Genomic DNA, 6,455 nt, shown 5'->3' on the forward strand with positions numbered 1-6,455 from the left:
GCGTCCTCAGGCGCGCTGGAGGGCGCGCGAGACCTCGCCAGGCCACGAGGGGCCCTCAAAAATGAACGCGGAGAAGGCCTCGACCAGGTCGGCGCCCGCTCCGATCATGCGCAGCGCGTCCTCGGGCGAGGAGACGCCGCCGGTACCGATAAGGATCTGATCGTCGTTCAGGTGGCGAGCAACCAGGGAGATGACTGCCAGCGCGCGGGGCAGCAGGGGAGCGCCCGAGACGCCGCCCTCACCCATGTCGTGGTTGATCGTTGTGTTGGTGGCCACCACGCCCGCGAGCCCCAGCTCCTTGGTGAGCTCGACGATCGCGACGATGTCCTGGTCCGCCAGGTCGGGTGCGATCTTGACGAAGAGGGGCATGATGCGGTCGGGGGCGCCGGCCTCGCAGCCGCGGCGAGCGGCCTGCAGGATCGGGCGCAGGTGATCGACGGATTGCAGGTCGCGCAGGCCGGGCGTGTTCGGCGAGGAGACGTTGACGACGACGAAGTCCACCCAGTGGGCTAGGGCGCGTGCGCAGTACTCGTAGTCCGCGGGGGCGTCGGCCTCTGGGGTGACTTTGTTCTTGCCGATGTTCGCCCCGACGATAGCGGCACGACCGGCTCGCGTCGAGCGCAGCTCGCGCAGCTTCTCGGCGGCCGCGTCTGCGCCCGCGTTGTTGAATCCCATGCGGTTGCGCAGGCCGCGCTCCTCCATGAGCCTCCACAGGCGCGGCGCCTCGTTGCCGGGCTGCGGGCGCGGCGTCACGGTGCCGATCTCGACGAAGGCGTAGCCCAGGGCGCACATGCCCAGGACGGCCTCGGCATCCTTGTCCATGCCGGCGGCCAGGCCCAGTCGGGAGGGCAGCTCGCGGTGGCCCAGCATGAGCGGGACCTCGACGCCGCCGACGGTGCGTGTGGGGCGGCGCCGGGGATCCAGGTATCCCAGGGTCGCTCGCATGAGTCCTCGCGTGGGGGCGAATCGCCCGGCGAGGGAAATAGCACCCAGACCCAGGTGGTGTGCCGCCTCCGGGTCGGAACGCGAAATGAAGTGTCGGAAGGTCCAGTTGTACGCGCGTCGGATCATAGTTCCTAGGGTAGTTGATTAGTCCCACCAAGCCCACCACCAGCGCGTGGATGATGCGTCTCGGAGGAGGAAGCGCATCTCGTCGGGTGGGACGGCGTCTGCCCCGAGTCCGAGCACGTCGGCGAGGGTGAGCCAGTGCTGGTAGGTCGGGAATGCCTCGTCGTCGAGGGGGCGGCCCGTGTGGGCGATGATCGCGCTTTCGGGGACGCACACGGTGTCGACGCTGACGCGCTCGTCCCAGCGGGGCGCTCGGATGACGTAGCCGTCGAGGGTCAGGCCGTCGATGCGCGTGGCGGCGCGCAGGAGGTCCGTGATGCGCGGCGCGTTATTCTGCCTGTCTTCGCGCGCGAGCGGCGGCAGGAGGGTACGCAGCGTGCGAGCGTCCGTGCCACACAGGTCGGCGAAGCGGGCGTAGTCTCCCGTATCCCAGCCTTCGCAGATGTAGGGCGCGAGGAGGGCCGTGACGTGGCGGTCATCGAGCCAGTGCATGGGGCCGTAGAGGCCCTCGCGCAGTGGCCCCTCCTCGGTGGGGTCCTCGCCGGGCAGGTGTGCGTCGGGGGTCTCGCCAGTGGTGGGGGACTCAGCCGGGGCAGTGGGAGCGCACGTGGGCGGGGGAGCCTCGTCGATGGTGACGGCGCCTTGAGCCGCCCGCGCGGCCTCGTCGTCGAGGTGGACCTGCGAGGAGGCGGTGAGCGTGACTGAAACGTGCATGTCGGTGTCCTTTCCTGCGGCGCGGCCTCAGTGCCGCGGCCCCCTCTAGCATCGACGCGCGAGGGGCCTCGTATCCAGCGGTGCGCACGCCCCTGTGGATAGGGCGGCGGCGGCCGGAGAGCCTGTGGATAGACGCGACTCGGCCCCGCGCCCTGTGGAAGGACGCGGGGCCGTGGACGGCTGAGACCGCTTACTTCGGGAACTGCCCGCGCTCGACCTGGGGGCGCGGGGAGCGCCAGCGTCGCGGCATGATCATGCGCGAGAAGGTGTAGTAGCCAGTTCCGCGCGGGATGTCCTCGCGGGGGTGGCTCTCGGTGAACCTCGCCTTGATCGTGCGCCAGACGAAGAAGGCTTCGACGGCGGTGGCGATGAAGGAGCCGTACATGACGACGGAGGAAGCCAGGAGGATGTACTCCTGCCACTGCGCGGGAATCTTGTCCGCGAAAATCGCGGGCAGCATCAGCATGATGAGGGAGGCCATCATGAAGGCCAGGACCCACTCGGAGATCGAGCGGCGCGCGTCGACGTAGTCGCGCGCAAAGCGGCGTGCCCGGCCCTTGTCGCGCGCGGGCAGGTAGCGCTCCTCGCCCGTGACGAGGGCGCGCTGTTCCGCGTCCCAGCGTGCGTTGCGAGCGGCTCTTGCGGCGCGCTTGGCTTCCTTGCGGTCGGCGGGCACCAGCGGGTGGATGCGCGCCGCCTCGGCCGCCTTCCGCTTGGGTGTGGGGCGGCCCTTCTTGCCGGTGGGGGTCGTGGAGGCAGCCGCGGCGGTCGCCGCGTCGTCCTCGCTCTTGTTCTTGCTTCGTCCAAACACGCTCCAAGGCTAGCGGATAGGCCCCCCGCCGTGCACTTTCATGGTCTACCCTGAACGTATGGCTGATACTTCACATGAATTGTCGACATCCGTCCTGCGGGAGCGCCTCGAAGCCGCTTTCCCTTCCCTGCTCGATGAGCTCACCCAGCTGGTGGCCATTCCGTCGGTGTCCTCCGACCCGGCGCACGCCGCCGACGTGGAGCGCAGCGCCGAGCATCTGCGCGAGCGTTTCGCGGCCCTTGGACTTGATGCCAAGGTCCTGCGTGAAACCGCCGAAGACGGCACCGAGGGCAAGCCCGCCCTCGTCGCCCACACGCCTCACATCGAGGGCGCGCCGACCGTCCTGCTGTACGCGCACCACGACGTGCAGCCGGTGGGCGAGCTGGACCGCTGGAGCATGGACCCCTACAAGGCTGAGGTGCGCGGCGACCGCATCTACGGGCGCGGCTCCTCCGACGATGGCGCTGGCGTGACCGTCCACCTGGGTTCGCTGTCCATCCTGGGCGCGGACCTCCCCGTCAACGTTGTTGTCTTCATCGAAGGTGAGGAGGAGATCGGCTCGCCGTCCTTCACCGCCTTCCTGGATGCTCACAAGGGCGAGCTCGCCGCCGACGTCATCGTCGTGACGGATTCGTCGAACTGGAAGGTGGGCGAGCCCGCCGTCACGTCGACGCTGCGAGGCAACGCGATCGTGACGGTCGACGTGACCGTGGCGGACCACGCGGTGCACTCGGGTGCCTTTGGTGGCCCGCTGCTCGATTCCGTGGCGGTCTCCTCGATGCTCATCGCTTCGCTCTTCGACGAGAAGGGTGATGTTGCGGTTCCGGGCCTGGGCGGCTCGGATCACGCGGACGTGGAGTGGCCGGAGGAGGAGCTGCGTGAGGCCGCCGGCATGGTCGATGGACTGATGCTGGCCGGCTCCGGCGACATCGCCGCGCGCATGTGGACCAAGCCCTCGATCTCGGTCATCGGCTTTGATGCGCGCCCCGTGGCCAACGCCTCGAACACGATCGCCCCGCACACGCGCTTCCGCCTGTCGATGCGCACGGTGCCCGGCGTCGATCCCGTCGAGGCCCAGACCATGCTCGTTGACTACCTGCTCGCTCACGCGCCCTTCGGTGCGCGCGTCGAGGTGACGGCCGAGGACGCGGGCGCCGGCTATCAGGCGGACATGGACTCCCCGGTCACCAAGACGCTGCACGAGTGCCTGACCGAGGCCTGGGGCGTGCCCTCCGTGAACATCGGGGTGGGCGGCTCGATCCCCTTCATCTCCGACTTCCAGCGCATCTTCCCGGGCGCGCAGGTCGTCGTCACGGGCGTCGAGGATCCGCTCACGAACGCCCACTCGGAGGACGAGTCGCAGTCGATCTCGGACCTGAAGGCTGCGATCCTCGCCGAGGCGCTGCTGCTGACCCGCCTGGCCTCCCTGTGAGGCGAGTCGTTGTTGCCGGTCGGTGGGATGGGGCTATGCCCCTCCTGCCGACCGGCGTCGCGTTGGAGCAGATCGGGCGGGGACTGACGGACGGGGTCGATCGCCTCGACGTCGTGTCCCTTCCCTTTGGGTCTGGGCCCACCTTCGACGAGGCCGTGGCCGCCTGCCGCTCCCAGGCCTCGTTCGTGCGCGTGCCCGCCGAGGCCTCGTCGACCCGTGAGGCCGGAGAACACGTGGCGGCTGCTCTGGGCAAGCCCAGGGTCGTCGTCGAGGGTGGACACGGCCCGTCCCCCGACTGTGGGCTCGGGTTCCTCGCGGGGCTGCTCGGCGTCGCCGAGTCCGATGTGAGCGGCGAGGGACTGGGCCCCGCCCTGACGCGTGCAGAAGACATGCTCGGCGCGAGCGGCACTGACCTCGTGTGCGCCGCTTCCACGCCGCGTCCCCTCCTTGGGCTCGACTCGGTTCTGGCGGTGCGCCCCGACCTCGATCCCATTGAGGAACAGGACACAGAGCTGACGGGGGCCCTCACCCAGGCTTTCGCGCACCGCCCCCTGCGGCGCCGACAGCTCCTGGGTGGCCAGGCAGCCCACCCGGCGCGTACCTTCGGCTCCGGCGCAGGAGGAGGAGTCGGCGCCGTCATCGCAGCCATCGGCGGGCGCATCGCCCCGACGGCGGACTTCCTCGCCGACCTGCTCAACGTCGATGACGCGCTCAAAGACGCCGATCTGCTGGTCGTGGTCGAGCCGGAGCTCGCGTCGCCGCTGCTGGCAACCTCCACGCTCGATGCCCTCACGCGCGCCGCCGGCGAGCTCGCCCTCCCCGTCGTCGCCGCGACCGTGCGCTCCAGCCTGTCGCACTACGAACGTGCGCAGTGGGGCCTGCACGGCATCTTCGAGACCGAGGCGTGTGTCACGCTCGACGATGCCGGGCGCCGCATTGCGCGCACCTGGTTACGCTGAGCGCGCACCCCACCCCTGGCGCCAGGCGCGCGCGGGGGAGTACTGTGTCAAGCGAATACGTCTATCCGTTACGAAAAGGAGCATCATGTCCGAGTCCGCAACTCAGGCTCCCACCCACGAGGTCATCCTCACCGACGTCGCCGCGGCGAAGGTGAAGAGCCTCCTCGAGCAGGAGGGTCGCGACGACCTTCGCCTGCGCATCGCCGTTCAGCCCGGCGGCTGCTCCGGCCTGATCTACCAGCTGTACTTCGATGACCGCACCCTCGACGGAGACGCCATTCGCTCCTTCGACGGCGTCGAGGTCGTTGTCGACCGCATGAGCGTGCCCTACCTGAGCGGCGCCACGATCGACTTCGCCGACACCATCGAGCGCCAGGGCTTCACGATCGACAACCCCAACGCCCAGAACACCTGCGCCTGCGGCGAATCCTTCCACTGAGCCGAAAGAGACTCCACCCTATGATGTCCCCCCTGCGCCGCCTCGGCGCCCTCGTCGGCGCCGCCGCGCTCGTCCTCGGCCTGGCCGCGTGCAACGACCTGACCTCCTCGTCGACGTCCTCCCAGGTCGACTACGCGGCGTGCGCGACCGACGATTCCGAGCTGCAGAACCAGAACGTCGACCGCACCGGCAAGGGGGCCTTCCCCGACGTGACCGGTGACGACAGCCCCGTCATCGCGGCCGGCAAGGGCTCCGAGCCGACCGACAAGGTCCTGGTCAAGACCCTCAAGCAGGGCGATGGCGCGCTCGTGTGCCCGGGTGCGACGATCAAGGCGAACTACGTGGGCACCCTCTGGGACGGCACCGTTTTCGATTCGTCGTACAAGCGCGGTGAACCGAGCGAGTTTTCTCTCGACCAGGTCGTCAAGGGTTGGACCTACGGTCTGGCACACACCCACGTCGGTGACCGCGTCGAGCTCATCATCCCCGCCTCCCTGGGGTACGGCAACCAGGCGCGCGGCAACATTCCCGCGAACTCGACGCTCGTCTTCGTCGTCGACGTGCTCGGCGCCTCGACCACGACCATGGCGGACGAGTCCGTCTTGACCGGTGCGACCGCGACCGGCGAGGAGCTGCCCGCCGGTGTGACGGTGACCGGTGATCCCGGTGTCGAGCCGACTCTGGCGATCGATGAGAGTGTCGCCGCACCCACCGAACGGAAGATCTACACGATCTACAAGGGTTCGGGCGAGGAACTCGCAGATGGAGAGTCCTTCCTGTACAGGGCGGTCGCTGGCGGCTTCGGAGCGAATGGCCAGACTCAGTCCAGTTGGAGTCAGGCACCCGTCGTGGAGACCGTGACGAACGCGGGTCTGGCCGGATTTACGGTCGGCTCCCGCATTCTTCTTGTTGTCCCGATCCCGGCTTCGCAAACACAATCGGGTACCCCGGCACAGGCGAGCGTGATGGTCGTCGACATCGTCGGCACGTCCACGATGGAGTAATCCTGGTGCGAGTGTTCGACGGTTGCGG

General features: G+C 68.9%; 7 protein-coding genes. 4 read left to right on the forward strand and 3 right to left on the reverse strand.

From position 1 onward, the window contains the following. Nucleotides 1-6: 6 nt before the first annotated feature. The 3 genes from HMPREF1138_RS04115 to HMPREF1138_RS04125 form a co-directional block, all read right to left on the reverse strand. The gene (locus HMPREF1138_RS04115) at nucleotides 7-1,071 is read right to left on the reverse strand and encodes a quinone-dependent dihydroorotate dehydrogenase (RefSeq protein ID WP_009056876.1); all 1,065 of its coding nucleotides are present in this window, start codon (nucleotides 1,069-1,071) and stop codon (nucleotides 7-9) included. 18 nt (nucleotides 1,072-1,089) lie between these two features. Then, a complete protein-coding gene (locus HMPREF1138_RS04120; protein WP_009056897.1) occupies nucleotides 1,090-1,782 on the reverse strand; it encodes a hypothetical protein in 693 nt (230 codons plus the stop codon). Nucleotides 1,783-1,972: 190 nt separating this feature from the next. Further along, nucleotides 1,973-2,593 (reverse strand): DUF3043 domain-containing protein, encoded by a 621-nt coding sequence (locus HMPREF1138_RS04125; protein ID WP_009056880.1) that lies wholly within the window; start codon nucleotides 2,591-2,593, stop codon nucleotides 1,973-1,975. 58 nt (nucleotides 2,594-2,651) lie between these two features. On the opposite strand from HMPREF1138_RS04125, the gene HMPREF1138_RS04130 reads away from it, so the two are divergent. The 4 genes from HMPREF1138_RS04130 to HMPREF1138_RS04145 all read left to right on the forward strand — a co-directional run bounded on the left by HMPREF1138_RS04130 (nucleotide 2,652) and on the right by HMPREF1138_RS04145 (nucleotide 6,427). Then, nucleotides 2,652-4,025: a M20/M25/M40 family metallo-hydrolase gene (locus HMPREF1138_RS04130; protein ID WP_009056884.1), complete on the forward strand. Its 1,374-nt coding sequence runs from the start codon at nucleotides 2,652-2,654 to the stop codon at nucleotides 4,023-4,025. A gap of 35 nt (nucleotides 4,026-4,060) precedes the next feature. Further along, nucleotides 4,061-4,984, forward strand: a complete 924-nt coding sequence (locus HMPREF1138_RS04135) for a glycerate kinase (protein ID WP_009056898.1) — start codon at nucleotides 4,061-4,063, stop codon at nucleotides 4,982-4,984. Between the two features lie 85 nt (nucleotides 4,985-5,069). Continuing rightward, a complete protein-coding gene (erpA, locus tag HMPREF1138_RS04140) occupies nucleotides 5,070-5,423 on the forward strand; it encodes an iron-sulfur cluster insertion protein ErpA (protein ID WP_003792846.1) in 354 nt (117 codons plus the stop codon). 20 nt (nucleotides 5,424-5,443) lie between these two features. Beyond that, entirely contained in the window at nucleotides 5,444-6,427 is a 984-nt protein-coding gene (locus HMPREF1138_RS04145; RefSeq protein ID WP_009056861.1) for an FKBP-type peptidyl-prolyl cis-trans isomerase, read from the forward strand. Nucleotides 6,428-6,455: the final 28 nt, after the last annotated feature.

The organism is Actinomyces sp. ICM58 (assembly GCF_000283035.1).
Taxonomy (GTDB): Bacteria; Actinomycetota; Actinomycetes; order Actinomycetales; family Actinomycetaceae; genus Pauljensenia.

Bases quoted from the DNA above. Each gene is read 5' to 3' on its own strand.
- HMPREF1138_RS04115 (WP_009056876.1), bottom strand. From the start codon at position 1,071: ATGATCCGACGCGCGTACAACTGGACCTTCCGACACTTCATTTCGCGT.
- HMPREF1138_RS04120 (WP_009056897.1), bottom strand. From the start codon at position 1,782: ATGCACGTTTCAGTCACGCTCACCGCCTCCTCGCAGGTCCACCTCGAC.
- HMPREF1138_RS04130 (WP_009056884.1), top strand. From the start codon at position 2,652: ATGGCTGATACTTCACATGAATTGTCGACATCCGTCCTGCGGGAGCGC.
- HMPREF1138_RS04135 (WP_009056898.1), top strand. From the start codon at position 4,061: ATGCCCCTCCTGCCGACCGGCGTCGCGTTGGAGCAGATCGGGCGGGGA.
- erpA (WP_003792846.1), top strand. From the start codon at position 5,070: ATGTCCGAGTCCGCAACTCAGGCTCCCACCCACGAGGTCATCCTCACC.
- HMPREF1138_RS04145 (WP_009056861.1), top strand. From the start codon at position 5,444: ATGATGTCCCCCCTGCGCCGCCTCGGCGCCCTCGTCGGCGCCGCCGCG.